General features: G+C 71.1%; 19 protein-coding genes. 1 reads left to right on the top strand and 18 read right to left on the bottom strand.

What is annotated here, in order from left to right; genetic code table 11:
* Window positions 1-15: 15 nt before the first annotated feature.
* The 18 genes from DMB42_RS17295 to DMB42_RS17210 form a co-directional block, all read right to left on the bottom strand.
* A complete protein-coding gene (locus DMB42_RS17295; protein WP_125635675.1) occupies window positions 16-249 on the bottom strand; it encodes a hypothetical protein in 234 nt (77 codons plus the stop codon).
* A gap of 67 nt (window positions 250-316) precedes the next feature.
* Window positions 317-2,872, bottom strand: a complete 2,556-nt coding sequence (locus DMB42_RS17290; RefSeq protein ID WP_125635673.1) for a phenylalanine--tRNA ligase subunit beta — start codon at window positions 2,870-2,872, stop codon at window positions 317-319.
* Window positions 2,872-3,912, bottom strand: coding sequence for a phenylalanine--tRNA ligase subunit alpha (gene pheS / locus DMB42_RS17285; RefSeq protein WP_260477756.1), 1,041 nt, complete (start codon window positions 3,910-3,912; stop codon window positions 2,872-2,874). Before pheS ends, DMB42_RS17290 begins: the two co-directional genes overlap by 1 nt.
* A 155-nt stretch (window positions 3,913-4,067) precedes the next feature.
* Window positions 4,068-5,159 (bottom strand): ATP-binding protein, encoded by a 1,092-nt coding sequence (locus DMB42_RS17280; RefSeq protein WP_125635668.1) that lies wholly within the window; start codon window positions 5,157-5,159, stop codon window positions 4,068-4,070.
* A 50-nt stretch (window positions 5,160-5,209) separates the two neighbouring features.
* The gene (locus DMB42_RS17275) at window positions 5,210-6,013 is read right to left on the bottom strand and encodes an RNA methyltransferase (protein ID WP_125635666.1); all 804 of its coding nucleotides are present in this window, start codon (window positions 6,011-6,013) and stop codon (window positions 5,210-5,212) included.
* A gap of 76 nt (window positions 6,014-6,089) precedes the next feature.
* Window positions 6,090-6,476, bottom strand: a complete 387-nt coding sequence (gene rplT, locus DMB42_RS17270; protein WP_125635664.1) for a 50S ribosomal protein L20 — start codon at window positions 6,474-6,476, stop codon at window positions 6,090-6,092.
* Window positions 6,477-6,500: 24 nt separating this feature from the next.
* Window positions 6,501-6,695 carry a 50S ribosomal protein L35 gene (gene rpmI, locus DMB42_RS17265; protein ID WP_125635662.1) on the bottom strand — a complete coding sequence of 65 codons (195 nt, stop codon included), beginning with the start codon at window positions 6,693-6,695 and terminating at the stop codon, window positions 6,501-6,503.
* Window positions 6,696-6,819: 124 nt separating this feature from the next.
* Complete coding sequence (gene infC / locus DMB42_RS17260; RefSeq protein WP_185844707.1) at window positions 6,820-7,464, bottom strand: translation initiation factor IF-3; 645 nt, start codon at window positions 7,462-7,464, stop codon at window positions 6,820-6,822.
* 300 nt (window positions 7,465-7,764) lie between these two features.
* Window positions 7,765-8,631, bottom strand: a complete 867-nt coding sequence (locus tag DMB42_RS17255; protein WP_125635658.1) for a shikimate dehydrogenase — start codon at window positions 8,629-8,631, stop codon at window positions 7,765-7,767.
* 82 nt (window positions 8,632-8,713) lie between these two features.
* Window positions 8,714-9,871, bottom strand: coding sequence for an endolytic transglycosylase MltG (gene mltG, locus DMB42_RS17250; RefSeq protein ID WP_125635656.1), 1,158 nt, complete (start codon window positions 9,869-9,871; stop codon window positions 8,714-8,716).
* Between the two features lie 211 nt (window positions 9,872-10,082).
* Window positions 10,083-11,384 (bottom strand): endolytic transglycosylase MltG, encoded by a 1,302-nt coding sequence (mltG, locus tag DMB42_RS17245; RefSeq protein WP_312024740.1) that lies wholly within the window; start codon window positions 11,382-11,384, stop codon window positions 10,083-10,085.
* Window positions 11,385-11,472: 88 nt separating this feature from the next.
* A complete protein-coding gene (ruvX, locus tag DMB42_RS17240; protein WP_125635655.1) occupies window positions 11,473-11,955 on the bottom strand; it encodes a Holliday junction resolvase RuvX in 483 nt (160 codons plus the stop codon).
* Between the two features lies 1 nt (window position 11,956).
* A complete protein-coding gene (gene alaS / locus DMB42_RS17235) occupies window positions 11,957-14,629 on the bottom strand; it encodes an alanine--tRNA ligase (protein ID WP_125635653.1) in 2,673 nt (890 codons plus the stop codon).
* A 23-nt stretch (window positions 14,630-14,652) separates the two neighbouring features.
* Window positions 14,653-14,883 (bottom strand): hypothetical protein, encoded by a 231-nt coding sequence (locus DMB42_RS17230; RefSeq protein WP_125635651.1) that lies wholly within the window; start codon window positions 14,881-14,883, stop codon window positions 14,653-14,655.
* Window positions 14,880-15,254 (bottom strand): DUF948 domain-containing protein, encoded by a 375-nt coding sequence (locus tag DMB42_RS17225; protein ID WP_125635649.1) that lies wholly within the window; start codon window positions 15,252-15,254, stop codon window positions 14,880-14,882. Before DMB42_RS17225 ends, DMB42_RS17230 begins: the two co-directional genes overlap by 4 nt.
* A gap of 171 nt (window positions 15,255-15,425) precedes the next feature.
* Entirely contained in the window at window positions 15,426-16,172 is a 747-nt protein-coding gene (locus DMB42_RS17220) for a cyclase family protein (RefSeq protein WP_125635647.1), read from the bottom strand.
* A 29-nt stretch (window positions 16,173-16,201) separates the two neighbouring features.
* Window positions 16,202-17,503, bottom strand: a complete 1,302-nt coding sequence (locus tag DMB42_RS17215; protein WP_125635645.1) for a replication-associated recombination protein A — start codon at window positions 17,501-17,503, stop codon at window positions 16,202-16,204.
* 9 nt (window positions 17,504-17,512) lie between these two features.
* Window positions 17,513-18,022, bottom strand: a complete 510-nt coding sequence (locus tag DMB42_RS17210) for a DUF2231 domain-containing protein (protein ID WP_125635643.1) — start codon at window positions 18,020-18,022, stop codon at window positions 17,513-17,515.
* Between the two features lie 171 nt (window positions 18,023-18,193).
* Here DMB42_RS17210 and DMB42_RS17205 point away from each other — a divergent pair, with 171 nt between their 5' ends.
* The gene (locus DMB42_RS17205; protein WP_125635641.1) at window positions 18,194-19,084 is read left to right on the top strand and encodes a peptidylprolyl isomerase; all 891 of its coding nucleotides are present in this window, start codon (window positions 18,194-18,196) and stop codon (window positions 19,082-19,084) included.
* The last annotated feature ends 32 nt before the right edge of the window (window positions 19,085-19,116 follow it).

The following is a 19,116-nucleotide window of genomic DNA, read 5'->3' as shown; positions in this document are numbered from 1 at the left end:
CCGGCGGGCGGCGGGTCACTCCGTCTCCCGCCAGCCTTCGTACCGCTCCACCAGCTCGTCCACCTGCAGCAGCGCGGCCTCGTCGAGCCCCGCCACGACGACGACCCACTGAGCGTCCTCGGCGTCGTCCTCGCCGGCGAGCGTCTCGCGCACCACCCTCGGCACGCCGAGGGCCGGGAACCACTCCCCCAGCGTCTCGGCGACCTCCTCGGCGTCCTCACGCCCGGCGAACACCAGCAACTCCCGCATGCCGCATCCCCCCGATCACGTGGAAGGCCGGTACGGCGACCCGCCGTACCGGCCTTCTCCCTGGACGTCAGGCGCCGCGCAGGTGCGCGCCCACGCGGTCGGCCGCCATCGCCACCGCCGCGTCCCTGGCCGCCGTCGTCTCCTCCACCGTCAACGTACGGCCGGGAGCCCGGAACCGCATCGTGTAGGCGAGCGACTTGTTCCCCTCGCCCACCTGCTCCCCCGCGTACACGTCGAACAGCCGCACCGACTCCAGCAGCTCGCCGGCCCCGTCGCGCAACGCCGCCTCCACGTCGGCCACCGGCGTGAAGTCGGGCACGATCAGCGCGACGTCCTGCGTGGCCACCGGGTACGGGGACACCGGCGGCGTCTCCACCGGCCCCGGCATCCTCGACTCCAGCCGCGACAGCTCCAGCTCCATGGCGGCCGTACGCGGCGGCAGCCCGTACGCCTCCACGACCCGCGGGTGCAGCTCACCGGCATGCCCCACCAGCGTGTCGCCCGCGTAGAGGGCGGCGCACCGGCCCGGGTGCCAGGGCTCGTGCTGGTCGGCGCTGATCGACAGCTCGACGCCCGACTCGGCGGCGACCAGCCGGGCGGCCTGCACCGCGTCGGCCCACGAGGCCTGGCGGCCGGAACCCCACCAGCCGGACCGCTCGAACTCCCCGGCCAGCACGACCGCGACCCGCAGCGGCTGGTCCGGCAGCGCCGCCTCGATGGAGGCCAGCTCCTCGGCGGTCGGCCGGCGCGAGACGCCGAGCACCGGCGCGACGGCGGGGGCGTTCTCCCGCGGCCGGTAGACCGCGCCCGTCTCGAACAGCGCGACGTCGCCGAAGCCGCGCCCGACGTTGCGGACCAGCGTCTTGAGCAGGCCGGGCAGCAGCGTCGTGCGCATCAGCGGCTCGTCCTCCGACAGCGGGTTGGCCAGGCGCATGGCCCGGCGGCGCGCGTCGTCGGCGGGCAGCTGCAGGTGGTCGAAGTCGTCGGCCCCGATGAACGGGTAGCTGAGCACCTCGACGTAGCCGCCCTCGGCCAGCGCCCGGCCGACCCGGCGGCGCAGCCGCTGCCCCTCGGTCAGCCCGGCGCCCGCCGGAGCGCTGGGCAGCACCGACGGCAGCCGGTCGTAGCCTTCGAGCCGGATGACCTCTTCGGCCAGGTCGTTGGGGTCGGTGAGGTCGGGCCGCCACGACGGCGGCGTCACCGTGATCATGTCGGGCCCGGTGACGGCCAGCCGGGCCGCCAGCTCGCCGCCGGTCACGACGCCGGTCGGGTCGACCCCGCCCGAGCGTACGGCCGGGTCGTCGCCGTCGGTCACGACGCAGCCCACCTGCTCCAGGCGGTCGACCACGACCTCCTTGGAGTAGGGCAGGCCCGCCACGGCCGCCGGGTGGCCCGCCGGGATCGCGATGCGCGCCGGGGTGACCTCCACCTCGGCGTGCGTGAGGCCGGGCTGCACGCTCGCGCCGCCCAGCTCGGCCAGCAGGCTCACCGCCCGCCAGGACGCGACCAGCGGCAGCTCGCGGTCGACGCCGCGCTCGAACCGCTTGGACGCCTCCGACACCAGCCCGTGCCGGCGCGACTCGCGCGAGATGCCGGTCGCCGAGAAGTGCGCGGCCTCGATGACGATGTCGGTCGAGCCGTCGGAGATCTCGGTCTCCAGGCCGCCCATCGTGCCCGCCATGGAGATCGGGCCCGACTCGTCGGTGATGAGGATGTCGTCGGGGTCGAGCTCGCGTACGACGTGGTCGAGCGTCTCCAGCCGCTCGCCCGCCCGCGCCCGCCGTACGACGATCTCGCCGGTCAGCTTCGACCGGTCGAAGGCGTGCAGCGGCTGGCCGAGCTCCAGCATCAGGTAGTTGGTGATGTCGACGGCCAGCGACACCGGGCGCATGCCGGACCGGCTCAGGCGCACCCGCATCCACAGCGGGCTCTGGGCGGCCGGGTCGAAGCCGCGTACCTCGCGCAGCACGAACCGGTCGCACGCCGTCGGGTCGCCGATCGAGGCCGGCCACGACGGCTCGGCCTCGGCGGGCACGTCGACGTCGGCGGGGTCGCGGAAGGCCACGCCGAACGCGGTCGCCACCTCGCGGGCCACGCCGCGGATCGACAGGGCGTAGCCGATGTCAGGGGTGATCTCCAGCTCGATCACGTCGTCGCGCAGGCCCAGCAGCTCGACCACGTCGGTGCCGATGGGCGTGCCGGCGGGCAGCACCATGATGCCGTTGTGGTCGTCGCCGAGGCCCAGCTCGCGCTCGGAGCAGATCATGCCCTCGGACATGCGCCCGTACGTCTTGCGCGCCCCCACCTCGAACCCGCCCGGCAGCACGCCGCCGGGCAACACGACCGGGACCCGGTCGCCGGGGACGAAGTTCGTGGCACCGCAGACGATCTCGCGCGGCGTGGCCTCGCCCACCTCGACCTTGCAGTGCCTGATCGGCTTCTTGAATCCGGCGAGCTCCTCGATCTCCAGCACCTCGCCGACGACGACGTTCTTGACGTCGTGGCCGTAGGAGGTGATGGACTCGAGCTTGAGCCCGGCCATGGTGAGCCTGTCGGCCACCTCGTGCGCGGTGGCCGCCGGGAGATCGACGTACTCCCGCAGCCAGGAGAGCGGGACCTTCATCAGATCTCCATTCCGAACGGGAGCGTGAAGCGCACGTCCCCCTCGATCATGTCTCGCATGTCTTCGGCGTTGTGGCGGAACATCAGCGTGCGCTCGATCCCCATGCCGAACGCGAACCCGGAGTAGCGGGAGGGGTCGACGCCGCAGGCGATGAGCACCCGCGGGTTGACCATGCCGCAGCCGCCCCACTCGATCCAGCCCTCGGACTTGCAGGTGCGGCACGGCGGGTTGCCGGGGATCGCCGAGGCGCCGCGGCAGACGAAACACTTCAGGTCCATCTCGGCGGACGGCTCGGTGAAGGGGAAGTAGTTGGGCCGGAACCGGGTCGTGATGCCCTCGCCGAACATCACCTCGGCGAACCTGTCGAGTGTGCCCTTGAGGTGGGCCATGGTCAGGCCCTCGTCGACGGCCAGCCCCTCGGTCTGGTGGAAGACCGGTGTGTGGGTGGCGTCGAGCTCGTCGGTGCGGAACGTCTTGCCCGGCGAGATCACGTAGACCGGCAGGTCGCGCTGCAGCAGCGCGCGGATCTGCACCGGCGAGGTCTGGGTGCGCAGCACCATGCCCGACTCGGTGGAGTCCACGAAGAACGTGTCGTGCTCGGAGCGGGCCGGGTGGTCGGTGGCGATGTTGAGCGCGTCGAAGTTGAACCACTCGCCTTCGAGCTCGGGCCCCTCGGCCACCTCGTAACCCATGGCGACGAACGCGTCGGCGATGCGTTCCTGCAACGTGGTCAGCGGGTGGCGGGCGCCGCGCGGGCGGCGGTCCCAGGGCAGGGTGACGTCGACGGACTCCTCGACGAGCACCCGGGCGTCGCGCTCGGCCTCCAGCTCGGCCTGGCGGGACGCCAGCGCCTCGTTGATCGCTCGGCGGGCGCCGCCGACGCGCTTCCCGCCCTCGGCGCGGGCGGCCGGCGGCAGGGCGCCGATCTCGCGGTTGGCCAGGGCGATGGGCGAGCGGTCACCCGCGTGCGCCAGCCTGGCCTGCTTGAGTGCGTCGAGGCTGTCGGCCGCCTTGATCGCCGTGAGGGCGTCGGCCTCCATGCGGGACAGCTCGTCGGCGTGCAACGGCGTCACCTCGACGGGGTCGTAGTCAGACAAGAGTGAGCTCCGTATCCAGGGCTTGAGCGGAAAAGAGTCTAGTGGGGGCCGCCCACCGGACCGACTTCGACGGGCTCAGGCTCCAAGCCGCTGGGGCTTCAGACCGTGGCGAAGTCGGGGGTGCCGGTGGGCACGGTAAATCGGAACTCCGCACCGCCCTCGGGCGCGCGCTGCACGATGATCGTGCCGCCGTGCGCCTCGACCAGGCCCTTCACGATGAACAGGCCGAGCCCGGTGCCGCCGCGCCGGCGGCTGTTGCCGCCACGCCAGAACTGCCGGAAGACGCGCGGAGCCAGCTCGGGCTCGATGCCCTCGCCCTCGTCGCGCACCGACACGGCCACTCCCCATCCGACGGACTCGATCTCGATCGTCACGGTGCCACGACCGTGGCGCACCGCGTTCTCCACCAGATTACCCAGAATCTGGTCGATCTTGTCCTGGTCGAGCCACATCTCGGGCAGATGGTCGCCGACGATCAGGCGGTAGCGGTCTTCGGAGTCGCCCGCGGCGACCCGGCCCGCGACGAGCCGGCGCGCCCTGACCGGCAGATCGACGACCTGGCGGCGCACCTCCAGCCGCCCGGACTCGATGCGCGAGACGTCGAGCAGCTCGGTGATGAGCCGGGTGACGCGGTCGGCGTCGTTGTTGACGGTCTCCAGCATGACGCGCTTCTGCTCGTCGGTGAAGCGCGTCCACTTGGCCAGCAGGGTGGCGGTGAAGCCCTTGACGCTGGTCAGCGGCGAACGCAGCTCGTGGGCCACGGTGGAGACCAGGTCGGCGCGGCTGCGCTCCAGCCGGGCGCGGGCGCCGCCGTCGCGCAGGGTGATCGTCACGCGTTCGACCTCGCCGCCGCGCTCGGGCTCGCGCGCCAGCCGGGCCGCGACGTAGAGCTCCTGCCCGCCGGGCAGGTGGAGCGGGCGTTCGGGCACCCTGGTCCTGGTACGCAGCCCGCCCTCGGGGTCGAGGCCCTTCCACCACTCGCGGCCGTCGTGGTCGCGGAAGGGGAAGACCTCGTTCATCTCCCTGCCGACCGCGCGCTCCATGGAGACTCCGGTGAGCCGGACGGCGGCCCGGTTGACGGCCAGCACGCACCCATATCGGTCGGTCACGATGAGGCCGTCGGGGAGGTCGTCGATGGAGATCGTGCACGCGGCGGCCACGACTCGCCCGTCGGTGTCTGCGCCGTGCACGACCTCGCCTCCTCCGCCTACAACGCCGACAATAGCGGGTTTCCAGCCGCCTAGGGCACTCGCTGGGACCTGGCGGAGGAGTAAAGGCACACGGCCGCGGCGGTGGCCAGGTTGAGACTTTCAGCCTGTCCGTAGATGGGCACTCTGACCACATCGTCCGCCTCGGCGCGTATCTCCTCCGGCAGTCCCCAGGCTTCGTTCCCGAAGATCCACACGGTCGGTCCGGAAAGATCCACGTCGTCGAGCGTGTGCTTGCCCGCGCCGTCTGCCGCCAGCACGCGCATGCCCCGCTCCTTCAGTTGACGCACGGCGGCGGCGACCGGTGCACCGATGACGACCGGCAAATGGAACAGGCTGCCCGCGCTGGCGCGTACGCACTTGCCGTTGTAGGGGTCGACGGAGGCGTCGGTGAAGACCACCGCGTCCGCCCCGGCGGCGTCGGCGGCCCGCATGACGGTGCCGGCGTTGCCCGGGTCGCGTACGTGCGCCAGCAGCGCGACCAGCTTCGGCTCCCCGGTCAGCGCCTCCTCCAGAGGCACGTGCACGAGCCGGCACACCGCCAGCAGCCCCTGCGGGGTCACCGTCTGGGTCAGCTCCGACATGACCTCGCCGCTGGCCCGGTGGATCGGCACGCCCTGCAGCCTGGCCTGGGTGATGAGCTCGGCGTGCCGCAGTTCGGCCTCGGCCGTGACGAACAGCTCCAGCGTCACCCCGTCGAGTTTGAGCGCCTCGCGCACCGCCTGCGGCCCTTCGGCCAGGAACCTGCGGTCCTGCTCCCTGAAGGCGCGCTTGGCGAGCCTGCGTGCGGCCTTCACCCTCGGCGACTTCACGTTGGTCAGCTCGGACCCGGACATGCTCTCCCCCAGATCGTGCGTGGATACAGCAAAAGGGCCCACCGTTGCGGTGGGCCCTCTGTCAAAGGCGGCTGCCTCAGCTCGCGGCGGCCGGAGCGTTCACGTTCGCCGGGAGCGCCTTCTTGGCGGCCTCGACGAGCGCGGCAAAGGTGGCGCTGTCGTTGACCGCGAGGTCGGCGAGGATCTTGCGGTCCACCTCGATGTTGGCCAGGCGAAGGCCCTGGATCAGGCGGTTGTAGGTCATGCCGTTGGCGCGGGCAGCGGCGTTGATCCGCTGGATCCACAGACGGCGGAACGCACCCTTACGGTCCTTGCGGTCCCGGTAGGCGTACGTCATCGAGTGGAGCATCTGCTCCTTGGCCTTGCGGTACAGCCGCGACCGCTGGCCACGGTAACCACTCGCCCTGTCGAGGACGACCTTGCGCTTCTTCTTGGCGTTGAGCGCCCGCTTCACGCGTGCCATGATTCTTCTCCCCGGGGGTTCGCGCTACTTGGCGAGCAGCTTCTTGATCTTCTTGGTGTCTGCCGGCGAAACGACGACTTCACCCTTGAGACGACGCGTCAGCGTGGAGGACTTCCACTCGTTGTAGTGCGCGCGGCTGGCACGGCGACGCTTGAGCTTGCCGGTGCCGGTGAGCCGGAACCGCTTCTTCGCACCGCTGTGCGTCTTCATCTTCGGCATGTCGCCGTCTCTCCTCAATTCGGTCGTGCCGGTGGCCGGGCCGGTGCTGGCCGGCCCGGTCGCGGCTTGTTCGTCTGCCGGTGGCCGCTGGGGCGCGTGGTGCAAGGCTAGCCCCAGCCGCGGGTCACGCTTCCTGTACGGAAGGCTCCGCTACGGAAGACTCCGCTTCCTGCACGGAAGACTCCGCTTCCTGCTCGGAAGGCTCCTCGCTGCCACGCTGTGCCTTGGCAGCGGCCTTTTCGGCCTTGGCCTCGGCCTTCTTCTTGTGCGGACCGATCACCATGATCATGTTACGGCCGTCCTGCTTCGGCTGGGACTCCACGAACCCGAGCTCCTGGACGTCCTCCGCGAGCCGCTGCAGCAGCCGGAAGCCGAGCTCCGGCCGGGACTGCTCGCGTCCACGGAACATGATCGTGACTTTGACCTTGTCCCCGGCCTTGAGGAACCGCACCACGTGACCCTTCTTGGTCTCGTAGTCGTGCGGGTCGATCTTCGGCCGGAGCTTGATCTCCTTGATGATCGTGTGCGCCTGATTCTTGCGCGCCTCGCGCGCCTTCATCGCGGACTCGTACTTGAACTTGCCGTAGTCCATGAGCTTGCACACGGGCGGTCGAGCCGTGGCCGCGACCTCGACGAGGTCAAGGTCGGCCTCCTGGGCGAGCTTCAGCGCGTCGTGAATGCTGACGATGCCGACCTGCTCGCCGTTCGGGCCCACGAGGCGAACCTCGGGAACTCGGATACGCTCGTTGATGCGGGGCTCAGTGCTGATGGGGCCTCCTAGGTTTGCGATCCCTACGTGCTCGTCGTGGCGGGGGCCTTCCGCGCAGAAGACGCGAAAAGCCCCGCACGTCGCGCATGCGGGGCCACTGAGCTCTGTGGCTTCGTGGCCTCGAGCTCCCCGGAGAGTCCGGCGTGATCCTGGACCCGGCTGCCTTTCGGCGACTCGGGTGGGAGGGAGACCTCCGCTTGCGCGTCCAGCAAGGCATGCCGGACCGATCAGAGAGCTACATTACCACAACCACGCAGGCGTCTCGAATCATCCCGCGGACCCGGGTCAACCTCAGGAAGATCAGTGTGCCCCGGCCGCCGACCGTCTGGCGATCTCGGCCTCCCCCGCCGCGCGCATGGCCTCGACCGGCACGTCCGTGCGGCCGGTCATCAGCTCGACCTGGCGCACGGCCTGGTGCAGGAGCATCGCGAAGCCGCCGACGACCGTGCCGCCCGCCTCGCGGACCTCCGTCGCCGCCCTGGTGGGCCAGGGGGCGTAGACCACGTCGAACAGCGCCGGCACCCGTGCCAGCCGCCCGGCGAACACGTCGGCGGCCCCTCCGGGCAGCGTGGAGACCACCAGGTCCACCTCTGTGTACGCGTCGAGCTTGTCGAACGTCTCGACCGCCAGCGTCACGCCCAGCCGTCCGGCCACCTCCACGGTCTCCCCGGCCCTTGCCGGGTCGCGTACCAGCAGAGTGACCGCGTGCAGCCCGAGGTTGCGCAGCGCCGCGAGCGTGGAGGCGGCGGTGGCGCCGCCGCCCAGGACGGTCGCCGAGCGCGGCGCGGGCACGCCCGCCTCGGCCAGCGCCCGTTCGATGCCGTGGACGTCGGTGTTGTGCCCGTGGCGCAGGCCCTCGCCGAACACCACGGTGTTGGCCCCGCCCACCTCGACGGCCAGGTCGGAGACGGTGTCGAGGAGCGGCAGCACGGCCCGCTTGAGCGGCATCGTCAGCGACAGGCCCGCCCAGGCGCGCTCCTCCTCGTGCTCGGCGCCGCCCTGGCCGCGTACGGGGACCAGCTCGGCGAGCAGGCCGGGCAGCCGCGCCTCGTCGCACTCGAACGCCTCGTAGCTCCACCCGTCGAGCCCCATCGCCGCGTAGGCGGCCCTGTGCAGGTGGGGCGAGAGCGAATGCCCGATCGGCGAGCCCATGACCGCAGCCCGCATCGACACTCCTTCCGGAAACACGGATCCCAAGAACTATCACGCCAGGAGGCGGGCGGGCCGCACGGGCGGCCCGCCGCGAGGGTCAGCCGCCGTTGCGCTGGTATTCGGCCAGCAGCGCCTGGCGTTCGGCCTCGGTGGTGGCGAACTTGGTGACGTTGCTGTTCTTGGGGTCGGTGGCGACGAAGTAGAGCCAGTCGCCCTTGGCCGGGTTGAGCGCCGCCTCGATGGCGTGCTGGCCGGGGTTCGAGATCGGGCCCGGCGGCAGGCCGAGGTACATGTACGTGTTGTACCGGCTCTTGGTCTTCGTCTCGGCGATGGTGGCGGCGGTGCGGTACTTGTTGAGGGCGTACATGACCGTGCTGTCCATCTCCAGCTTCATCTCCGGGTCGCGGTCGAGCCGGTTGTAGATGACGCGGGCGATCTTGGGCATGTCCTCGAACCGGCCGGCCTCGGCCTGGACGATGCTGGCGATGACCACGATGTCCTGAGGCTTGCGCCCGAGCTCCTTGGCGCCGCCTTCCAGGTCGACCTCCTCGGCCGTCTGGTTGAAGCGCTTGACCATCGCGCCCAGGACCTGCTCGGGGGTGACGTTGGGCGGGAAGTCGTAGGTGGCCGGGAAGGCGTACCCCTCAAGCTTGCCCTTGGCGTAGGACGGCAGGTCGAGGTCGGCCTTCTTCGCCGCGGCGGCGAAGTCCTTGGCCGGCTTGCCCATCTCCTTGGCCAGCGTGGCGTAGGTGTCGGACAGGCGCAGGCCCTCCTTGATCGGCACCTTCTTCAGCAGCTTGTTCCCGGGGATCAGCATCGCCACCGCGCCGGCCGCCGACATCTTCTTGCGCATCTTGTACTGGCCGGGCTGCAGCGAGCCGCTCTTGCCGGCGTTGTCGACCGCGTTGCTGAACGCCTTGGCGCTGGCCACCACGCCCAGGCGTACCAGTTCCTCGGCCACCTCCGACGCGGTCTGGCCGTCCTTGATCTCGACGACCACCTCGCCGGTCCCCTGGCCGGTGTAGTCGTCGGGCACGAGGGCGTCGCCGAGCCACAGGTAGCCGTAGTAGCCGCCGCCGCCGATGATGCCCGCCAGCACGACGAAGGCGAGCAGCGGCGCGATGAAACCGCCCCGGTTGCGGCGTCTGCGCCGCCGGCGGTTGCCGCCGCGTTTGCCGGAACCACGAGAACGGCGCCGGGACCGACCCTCGTCGTCCTCGGTGCCGAGCAGGGAGTTCAGATCGAGATCGCTCATAGGTGCGCTGGCCAATCTCCCGGTACGGCCCGTTCGGCGTCAAGCGGTAGTGCCGAACCGGCTGAGGTCACCGGGCGGAACGGGGGGATCCGCCGGGCATGCTCCCACGACCAGCGGAGATCACTCTGGGTAGCCATGCTAGGGGATGGAAAGAGGGCGCATGACCCAAGTTGGGACTTTTGCGCGGGTACGAGAGGGGTCCCGCCGCGCATCAGCCCGTCCCGAGGTTCTTGTTCAACTCTTCCCGGTATCTCACAAACTCGCTCTCTTTATTGGTGAATTTGGTGATTCTATGCGCCGGATCGGTCGTCACAAACCAGTGCCAATCACCTTGCGCTGGGTGCAGGGCCGCCAGCAGCGCCTTCTCACCAGGATTGGCGATGGGGCCGGGCGGCAGCCCGTGACGGTGGTAGGTGTTGTAGGGAGAGTTCACCTTGGTGTCGCGCTCCGTGACCTTCAGTGACCGGCGGTTCTGGGCGTACAGGACCGTGGTGTCGAGCTCCAGCGGCCTGTCGCTGCCGAGTCTGTTGTAGATCACTCTGGCGATCTTCGGGTAATCGGCGTCGGTGCCGCCCTCGGCCTGGACGAGGCTGGCGACCGTGACGGCCTCCAGCGGGCTCAGGCCCAGCCGGGCGGCCCCCTCCGCCAGGCGTACCTGCCGAGCGGCCACGCCCCACCGTTCCACCATGGCGGCCAGCAGGTCCACGGGCTTGTCGCCGGGCTCGACCTCGTACGTGGCCGGGAACAGGAAACCCTCGATCCCGGGCGCGTACGAGGGCAGCCCGATGAGACTCTTGTCGACGCCCTGGAGCTCCTTCAGCGGCAGCCCGGCCAGCTGGGCGACACGCCGCAGCACCTCGCCCGCGCGCAGCCCCTCGGGCACGACCACGCGCCTGACCAGCCGGGAGGCGGGCGCCAGCAGCAGCGCCAGCGCCGCGCCCGCGGCCATGCCCTTGCGCAGCCGGTAGTGGCCGGGACGCAGCCGGTTGGCCACGGCGCGTTCCTGGGCCGCGTTCACGAACGAGCGCGAGCTGGCCACCACGCCGGCGTCGGCCAGCGCGGTGCCGATCTGCTCGGCGTTGGCGCCCGGCGGGATCCGTACGGTGACCGTCCCGCTGCCCGTGCCCTCGAAGTCGTCGGGGCTCAGGTACGGCCGGACCACCATGAGCATGCCCGCCCCCGCCGCCACCAGCGCGGCCACCAGCGCGGCGGAGATCAGCCCCGCCCTGCGCAGGGCCCGGCCGCGGCGCGGCGACAGCGGGATGACCTCGGCGGGCTCCCCGTGGTCGCCGGGCTCACCGGCCGCCTGCTCGCGGCGTCCTGTCTCCGGGCGTCCGGGCTCGGAGTGTGCCGGCTCGGGGTGTCCAGAATCCGGGTGCCCCGGCTCGGGGTGTCCCGAATCCGGGTGTCCCGGCTCGGGGTGTCCCGGCTCAGGGGGCGGGGGCTCCTGGTCGGAGTCCGCCTGCCGGAAGGGGATCACCTCGCCGGCGTCGTCGTCAGGCGTGCCGGTCACGCGGCCACCTCGCCGGCCGGGCGCGCGCCGGGCGGCGTGCGGAACGGACGGCTGATGGCCTCGGCGCGGGCCTCGCGGTGCGGCCCGCTCATGAGGCAGGTCCGTCGGCCGCCGCGGGGGGCGGTTCGACGGGCCTGCCTGGTGGTCTTTCGGTGGCGCGTTCGGAGTCGATCGCGTCCTGCAACAACACGACGGCGGCCGCCTGGTCGACGACCCCGCGCTGCTTCTTGGCGCGTACGCCGCTGGCCCGCAGCCCGTGCTGGGCCGCGACCGTGGTGAGCCGCTCGTCGAACAGCCGCACGGGCGTGGGCGCGAGCCGCCCGGCCAGCTCGGCGGCGAACGCGCGGGCCAGCCCCGCCGCCTGGCCCTCACGGCCGGACAGCGAGGTGGGCAACCCCACGATCACCTCGATCGCCTCGTGCTCGGCGACGATCTCGGCGATGCGATCGAGGTCGCCCTTGCCCCTGCGTACGGTCTCGACCGGCGTGGCCAGCGTCCCACTGGGGTCGCTACGGGCCACGCCGATACGTACGGATCCGACGTCGACGCCGATCCGCGAACCGAACCTCATGTCATCCGATCTGCTCGCCGATGGCCTGTTCGACCAGGCCGAGCGCGTCGCCGATCGCCTCGGGCCGCGTACCGCCGCCCTGCGCGACATCGTCCTTGCCGCCACCGCCACCCCCAAGAGCCTTGGCGGCGACGCCGACCAGCCTTCCGGCCTTGAGCCCCCGCTCGCGCCCCGCCTCGTTGACCGCGGCGACCACCACGGGCCGGTCGGAGGGGGCGCCGGCGATCACCACGACCGCCGGCCGGTCGGCCGGGAATCTGCCACGCACATCAAGCGCGAGCTTACGCAGGTCGTCGGCACCGGTGCCATCAGGCGCGCGGTGTGTCACCACGGAGACTCCGTGCAGGTCACGAGCCTGGGACGCCAGCTCGCCGGCGATCTGGAGCACCTGGGCCGAGCGCACCTTCTCCAGCTCCTTCTCGGCGGTGCGCAGGCGGGTGACGATGCCCTCGATGCGCTCGGGCAGCTCCTCGCGGCGCGCCTTGAGCTGCTCGGACAGCTGCGCCACCAGCACGCTCTCGCGGGCCAGGAAGCGGAAGGCGTCGATGCCGACCAGCGCCTCGACGCGGCGCACACCCGCGCCGACCGACTGCTCGCCCAGCACCTTGACCAGGCCGAGCTGCCCGGAGCTGTGGACGTGGGTGCCACCGCACAGCTCGCGCGAGTAGTCGCCGATCTCGACCACGCGGACCTCGTCGCCGTACTTCTCGCCGAACATCGCCAGCGCGCCCATCGCCCTGGCCTCGGCCTGGGAGGTGTAGAACGCGTTGACCTTGAGGTCGTTGATCAGCACCGCGTTGACCTCGTCCTCGACGTCGCGCAGCACGCTGGCCGGGACCGCGCCGGCCGCGGTGAAGTCGAAGCGGAAGCGGCCCGGGGAGTTCTCCGAGCCCGCCTGCGCCGCCGTCTCGCCCAGCGCGTTCTTGAAGCCGCGGTGGACCAGGTGGGTGGCGCTGTGGCTGCGCGAGATCGCCCGGCGGCGCTCAAGGTCGATCTCGGCCTGCGCCTCGTCGCCGACCTTCAGCTCGCCGCTGCGGATCTTGCCGCGGTGGACGATCAGGCCCTTGAGCGGCGACTGCACGTCGAGGATCTCGACCTCGGCGCCGGAGGTGCGGATCACGCCCTGGTCGGCGAGCTGGCCGCCGCCCTCGGCGTAGAACGGGGTGCGGCCGAGCACGATCTCGACGGTCGTGCCCGCGCCCGCCGCCGGCACGCTGACGCCGTCGACCAGGATGCCGACGACCGAGGTGTCGGCCTCGGTCTGGTCGTAGCCGAGGAAGTCGATCTTGCCGGCCTTCTCCAGCAGGTGGCCGAAGACGGAGATGTCGGCGTTGCCGGTCTTCTTCGCCGCCGCGTCGGCCTTGGCGTTCTGCCGCTGCTCCTTCATGAGGCGGCGGAAGCCCTCTTCGTCGACCTTGAGCCCCTGCTCGGCCGCCATCTCCAGGGTGAGGTCGATCGGGAAGCCGTAGGTGTCGTGCAGCTTGAACGCCTGGTCGCCCGAGAGCGTCGTGCCCGACTTGCGCTTGGTCTCCTCGACGGCCACGTCGAAGATCGCGGTGCCGGTGCGGAGCGTCCCCAGGAAGGACGCCTCCTCCGCGTCGATGATCCCGTGGATCTGCGGCGCGTCGACCTTGAGCTCGGGGTACTGCTCGCCCATCACGTTGATCGCGACGTCGGTCAGCTCGTGCATGTAGCGCTCGTCGCCGGAGCCGAGCAGGCGCAGGTTGCGCACCGAACGGCGCAGGATGCGGCGCAGCACGTAGCCGCGGCCCTCGTTGCCGGGCATGACGCCGTCGGCGACCAGCATCGTGCCGGTGCGCACGTGGTCGGCGATCACGCGCAGGCTCACGTCGGCGCGGTGGTCGCGGCCGTAGCGGGTCTTGGTGAGCTCGGCCGCCTTGTCGAGGATCTTGTAGGTGGTGTCGATCTCGTAGAGGTTGTCGACGCCCTGCAGGATCGTCGCCATGCGCTCAAGGCCCATGCCGGTGTCGATGTTCTTGGCCGGCAGCTCGCCGGAGATGTCGAAGTCGACCTTGGTGCGGACCTGGCTGAGCTGGTACTGCATGAAGACGAGGTTCCAGACCTCGAGGTAGCGGTCCTCGTCGGCGACGGGGCCGCCCTCCTTGCCGTACTCGGGGCCGCGGTCGTAGTAGATCTCCGAGCAGGGGCCGCCGGGGCCGGGCACGCCCATGTGCCAGTAGTTGTCCTCCAGGCCGCGGCGCTGGATACGGCTCTCGGGCACGCCGACCTTGTTGCGCCAGATGTCGTAGGCCTCGTCGTCCTCGAGGTAGACGGTGGCCCAGAGCCGGTCTTCGGGGAAGCCGAAGCCGCCGTCGGACTCGGAACGGGTGAGCAGCTCCCACGCGAACGGGATCACTTCGGACTTGAAGTAGTCGCCGAAGGAGAAGTTGCCGAGCATCTGGAAGAAGGTGGCGTGCCGGGTGGTCTTGCCGACCTCTTCGATGTCGGGGGTGCGCACACACTTCTGCGCGGTTGCCAGCCGTGACGCCGGAGGCTTGCGCTGCCCCAGGAAGTACGGCTTGAACGGCACCATACCGGCAGGAACCAGGAGCAGCGTCGGGTCCTCAGCGATCAGGCTGGCCGAGGGCACGACCTTGTGCCCACGCTCCTCGAAGAAGCGCAGGAAGCGGCGGGCTATCTCTGCCGACTCCATTGTGGCCATCCTTTGCTGGGTAGTCAGTTGTCGATTTCAGCGTTGTCGAGCCCGAAGCGCGCCCGCAACTGGGTTTCGCGCTCGGCGGCCTCGCCGAGCGCGTCAGAGGTAAAGTCTCTCACCCGCGCGAGCATCCCCGCCGCGCCGTCGGCCGTGCGCCGGACGACGTGGTTCGGGTGCAGCGCCTGCAGCCTGCGCATCACCCAGAAGGCGAGGAACGCGCCGAGCGAGAGGTAGAACAGCCGTCTGATCAACGGGACCGCCTCGCCTTGGGCGGTCTGCGGGCCTCGATGGCGCGCCGCACGCCGTAGCCGAGCGACGACACCTTGATCAACGGGCCGGTGAAGATGGTCTGCGTCACCGCGCTGAGCTTGGCGGCGTGGGCGCTGACCTGCTTGACGTCCTGGGCGATGGCCTCGACCACGACCAGTTGCCTGTTGGTCTCGTTGACCGTGACGCTCACGTCGTCGAGCAGCGGCGCCAGGCGGTTGTTCAGGTCGGAGACCGCCTTGGTCGTCTCGGTGAGCAGCCTGGCGAGCTTGACGAGCACCATGGCGAGAACGCAGACCAGCACGATCCATCCCGTGGCGGCGATCAGCCCGGCGACCTCTCCAGCGGTAAGCATCCGCTCATCTCCCTCGTACGCTGGGCCGGAACGGCATGAACCCTATCGCGTCCGGGCGACAACCCTGGTGAGGAAAACGGGCCCGAACCGGCATCGAGGTCGCCTCCGGACACTTCCGTGACCGGCCGCATGAGCACACGCGCCGCTCCGACCAGGGGTTGCGCGGCCGGCTCAGCTCTCGGGGACGCGGGCGAAGGCGCGTACGGGAACCCGCGCGACGCCCGCGAGACGCGCGGGCGCGGCCGTGAACAGGGCGCCGGTCGGCGGGAGCCGGTCGAGCCCGGTCAGCCGCTCGACGACCGGCACGCCCGCCTCCAGCAGCGCGTCGAGGGCCGGGCTGCCCTCGTGCGCGGCGTCGTCGAGCGCGTCGGCGTCGGTGCCGACCAGGGCGACGCCGTGCTCGACCAGCCACGCGGCGGCCGCCGCGGTGAGCTGCCGGCCCTCGCGCGCCCCGGTGTGCAGCAGCACGGCCCTCCCGCGTACGTCGAAAGCGGCCAGCGCGCCCACGCCGACGGTCCGCCCCTCGGCCCCCGTCACGCGCACCACCACGGCGGGCAGGTCGGCGACGCGCGAGAGCGGAAGCGCGGCCAGGTCGCCGCCGGGCGCCACCAGGTACGTGCCGCCCTCGTGGGGCAGCTGGTCGAGCTCGGCCAGCGTTCCCCCGGCGCCGGGCGCGGCCGCGGCGGCGCGGTCGGACGGGCCGCCGCGGGTGCCCTTGTGCGGCTCGGCGAAGATCTCGACGCCGCTCAGCTCGACCGCGTCGGTCATCAGCAGGCCGAGCGAGGCCACGAACAGCGCGGCGATCTCGTCCTCGGTGGCGTCGGGACCCGGCAGGTCGACGCGGAAGCCGTGGACGGTGAGGTCGCCGCCGTTGCCGAAGGTGATGGAGGCGTCGAAGGCGGCGCGGTAATCGGTCATGGTGGCGATCAATCCAGCGGGCGGGGCGGTCAGGAGCCGCGCAGGAAGTCGCGGATCCGGGTCCAGCGGTCGGCCACGGGGGCCTCGGCGCCGTGTCTGGTGGGCTCGTAGTAGCGGCGCTCGCGCACCTGCTCGGGCGCGTAGTCCTGGCGCACGAGCCCGTGGTCGAAGTCGTGCGGGTACTTGTAGCCGTCGCCGTGGCCGAGCTTGGCCGCGCCGGGGTAGTGGGCGTCGCGCAGGTGGCCGGGGACCTGGCCGATCAGGCCCTTGCGCACGTCGCCGACCGCGGCGCCGATGGCCTTGACGACCGCGTTGGACTTGGGCGCCATCGCGCAGTGGATGACGGCGTGGGCCAGGTTGATCTGGCCTTCGGGCAGCCCGATGAGCTGCACCGCCTGGGCCACGGCCACCGCCGTCTGCAGGCAGGTGGGGTCGGCCATGCCGACGTCCTCGGAGGCGAAGATGACGATGCGGCGGGCGATGAAGCGCGGGTCCTCGCCGGCCTCGATCATGCGGGCGAGGTAGTGGAGCGCCGCGTCGGCGTCGGAGCCGCGCATCGACTTGATGAACGCGCTGATCACGTCGTAGTGCTGGTCGCCCTGGCGGTCGTAGCGCACGGCCGCCTTGTCGGCGGCCTTCTCCACGACCTCGACGGTGATGTCGTCGGCCAGCAGGGCGGCGGCCTCCAGGTAGGTCAGCGACCTGCGCGCATCGCCGCCGGCCAGGCGTACCAGGTGGTCGAGGGCCTCGGGCGCGAGGGTGGCACGGCCGCCCAGGCCGCGCGGCTCGGACACCGCGCGTTCCAGGACCGCGCGTACGTCGTCGTCGGACAGCGACTCCAGCGTGAGCAGCAGCGAGCGCGACAACAGCGGCGAGATGACCGAGAAGGACGGGTTTTCGGTGGTAGCGCCGATGAACGTGACCCAGCGGTTCTCCACCGCCGGGAGCAGCGCGTCCTGCTGGGCCTTGTTGAAGCGGTGGACCTCGTCGACGAACAGCACGGTCTGGCGGCCGCTCATGCCCAGCTCGCGGCGGGCGTTGTCGATGGCGGCACGGACGTCCTTGACACCGGCGGAGACGGCGGAGATCTCGACGAAGCGGCGTTTGGTGACGTTGGAGACCACGTAGGCCAGGGTCGTCTTGCCGGTGCCGGGCGGGCCCCACAGGAACAGCGACATGGGGGCCTCGCTCTCGACCAGCCGCCGCAGCGGGGTGCCGGAGCCCAGCAGGTGTCGCTGGCCGATCACCTCGTCGAGGGTGCGCGGGCGCATCCGCACCGCGAGGGGCTGCGGGGTGGCCTCCTCAGCCGCCGAATCGAACAGGCTATCCACAACGCGAGATTACACGCCGTGCAGGGGCGTCATGCCCGCCGAGGCCCATACGGCCCTGGCCCCGGAGTCGCCCGCGCGGAAGCAGAAGTAGCCCGCCACGGCGGCCAGGACGACCGTCAGCGCCGACAGGACGACCGTGACGGGCCTGCCGAACCGGTCGGAGGTGAGCGAGCCGCGTCCGGGGGTGGTGGCGTACACGAGGACCAGGGTGACGGCGGCCAGGCCGGCTGCCGACAACAGCAGCGGGCTCGCGTAGCTCTCGTGCGCGGCGACGCGGGCGCCGAGCGGGCCCTCGACCTCGGCGAAGCGGGCCCGTTTCAGGCTCTCTCCGCTCTCCTTGGCCGCGAACACCGTCACGGGCGCGGCGCCGGCGAGCAGCACCACCGCCCACGCCGCCGGCGTCCGTACGCGGGGCACCAGCGCGTACGCCGCCGCCGCGAGGACGAGCAGCGGCGTCAGCACCACGGCGAAATGGACGATCAGCGGATGGGCCGGCAAACCGAGGATCTGATCGAACACGGTCACTCCTTAAGGGGCCTCACCAGGACTACGAATCCCCGCGCGAAAAGGTTCTTGATCACACTTGCCCCAGTCAACGGCTTTCGTCACTTACGCCCGGCACATATCGGAGGCCGGTAGCATTCGCGGAGTTGTTTGGTCATGTGTCGGCAAAGATGAAGGAGACAACCGGTGAGCGGCGACGACCGCCAGAGCGAGCTGGCTCGGGAGCACAAGGAGCGGCAGGCGAAGCGCGCGGCCGAGCAGACCGCCAAAGCCAGGCGGAACACCTTCATCGGCGCGGGCGTGGCCGTCGTGGTGGTGGCGGGCGGCGTCTTCGCCGCGACCACCCTGATGGGCGACGACGACAAGACCGCCGCGGCGGCGAGCACGCCCACGCCCTCCGCCAGCACCAGCTCCCCCGCGCCGACGGCGCTGCCGAGCACCGCGCCGCCGAAGAACGCGAGCAAGGTGTCGTGCACGTACAAGCGTGACGACTCCGCGCCCAACAAGTTCGTCGGCCTGCCGGGCAAGCGGCCCAACCTGAAGCTCAAGACGATGACCGTGAGCACCAACCACGGCGACATCGTGATCGACGTCGACGCGAACGCGACCCCGTGCTCGGTCAACTCGATGGCGTTCCTGGCCAGGAAGGGCTTCTACAACGACACCAAGTGCCACCGCCTGGCGACGCCGGAGACGGCCGGCCTGTTCCTGCTCCAGTGCGGCGACCCGCAGGCCAAGGCCGACGGCAGGAACCCGACCGACGGCCAGGGCACGGCCGGCTACGTGTACGGCGACGAGGCCGCCGGCGGCATGTCCTACACCAAGGGCGTGGTGTTCCTGACCCAGCCCGACGGCGCCGCGGGGCAGAACAGCAGCCAGTTCGCCATCTCGCTGTCGGACGAGAACGGCCAGCTCGAACCGCAGTACTCGGTGCTCGGCATGGTCCGCTCGGGCCTGGAGATCATCGAGAAGGTCGCCAAGGACGGCGTCATCGTCAACGGCGACGACATCGTGGGCGACGGCGGCTCGACCGCCCCCAAGACCCCGATCATCATCAAGCGCGTCACCGTGAAGTAGCGGCCGGCACGACGACGGCGGGCGCCCCCGGG

Source organism: Nonomuraea sp. WAC 01424, from assembly GCF_003947315.1.
Taxonomy (GTDB): domain Bacteria; phylum Actinomycetota; class Actinomycetes; order Streptosporangiales; family Streptosporangiaceae; genus Nonomuraea; species Nonomuraea spiralis.
The sequence above is the reverse complement of the archived record's forward strand: the minus strand, read 5'-3'. Positions and strand labels throughout refer to the sequence as shown.

Bases quoted from the DNA above. Each gene is read 5' to 3' on its own strand.
- DMB42_RS17295 (WP_125635675.1), bottom strand. From the start codon at position 249: ATGCGGGAGTTGCTGGTGTTCGCCGGGCGTGAGGACGCCGAGGAGGTC.
- DMB42_RS17220 (WP_125635647.1), bottom strand. From the start codon at position 16,172: ATGACCGATTACCGCGCCGCCTTCGACGCCTCCATCACCTTCGGCAAC.
- DMB42_RS17290 (WP_125635673.1), bottom strand. From the start codon at position 2,872: ATGAAGGTCCCGCTCTCCTGGCTGCGGGAGTACGTCGATCTCCCGGCG.
- rplT (WP_125635664.1), bottom strand. From the start codon at position 6,476: ATGGCACGCGTGAAGCGGGCGCTCAACGCCAAGAAGAAGCGCAAGGTC.
- alaS (WP_125635653.1), bottom strand. From the start codon at position 14,629: ATGGAGTCGGCAGAGATAGCCCGCCGCTTCCTGCGCTTCTTCGAGGAG.
- DMB42_RS17255 (WP_125635658.1), bottom strand. From the start codon at position 8,631: ATGCGGGCTGCGGTCATGGGCTCGCCGATCGGGCATTCGCTCTCGCCC.
- mltG (WP_125635656.1), bottom strand. From the start codon at position 9,871: ATGAGCGATCTCGATCTGAACTCCCTGCTCGGCACCGAGGACGACGAG.
- DMB42_RS17225 (WP_125635649.1), bottom strand. From the start codon at position 15,254: ATGCTTACCGCTGGAGAGGTCGCCGGGCTGATCGCCGCCACGGGATGG.
- pheS (WP_260477756.1), bottom strand. From the start codon at position 3,912: ATGGAGGCCGACGCCCTCACGGCGATCAAGGCGGCCGACAGCCTCGAC.
- rpmI (WP_125635662.1), bottom strand. From the start codon at position 6,695: ATGCCGAAGATGAAGACGCACAGCGGTGCGAAGAAGCGGTTCCGGCTC.
- DMB42_RS17275 (WP_125635666.1), bottom strand. From the start codon at position 6,013: ATGTCCGGGTCCGAGCTGACCAACGTGAAGTCGCCGAGGGTGAAGGCC.
- ruvX (WP_125635655.1), bottom strand. From the start codon at position 11,955: ATGAGGTTCGGTTCGCGGATCGGCGTCGACGTCGGATCCGTACGTATC.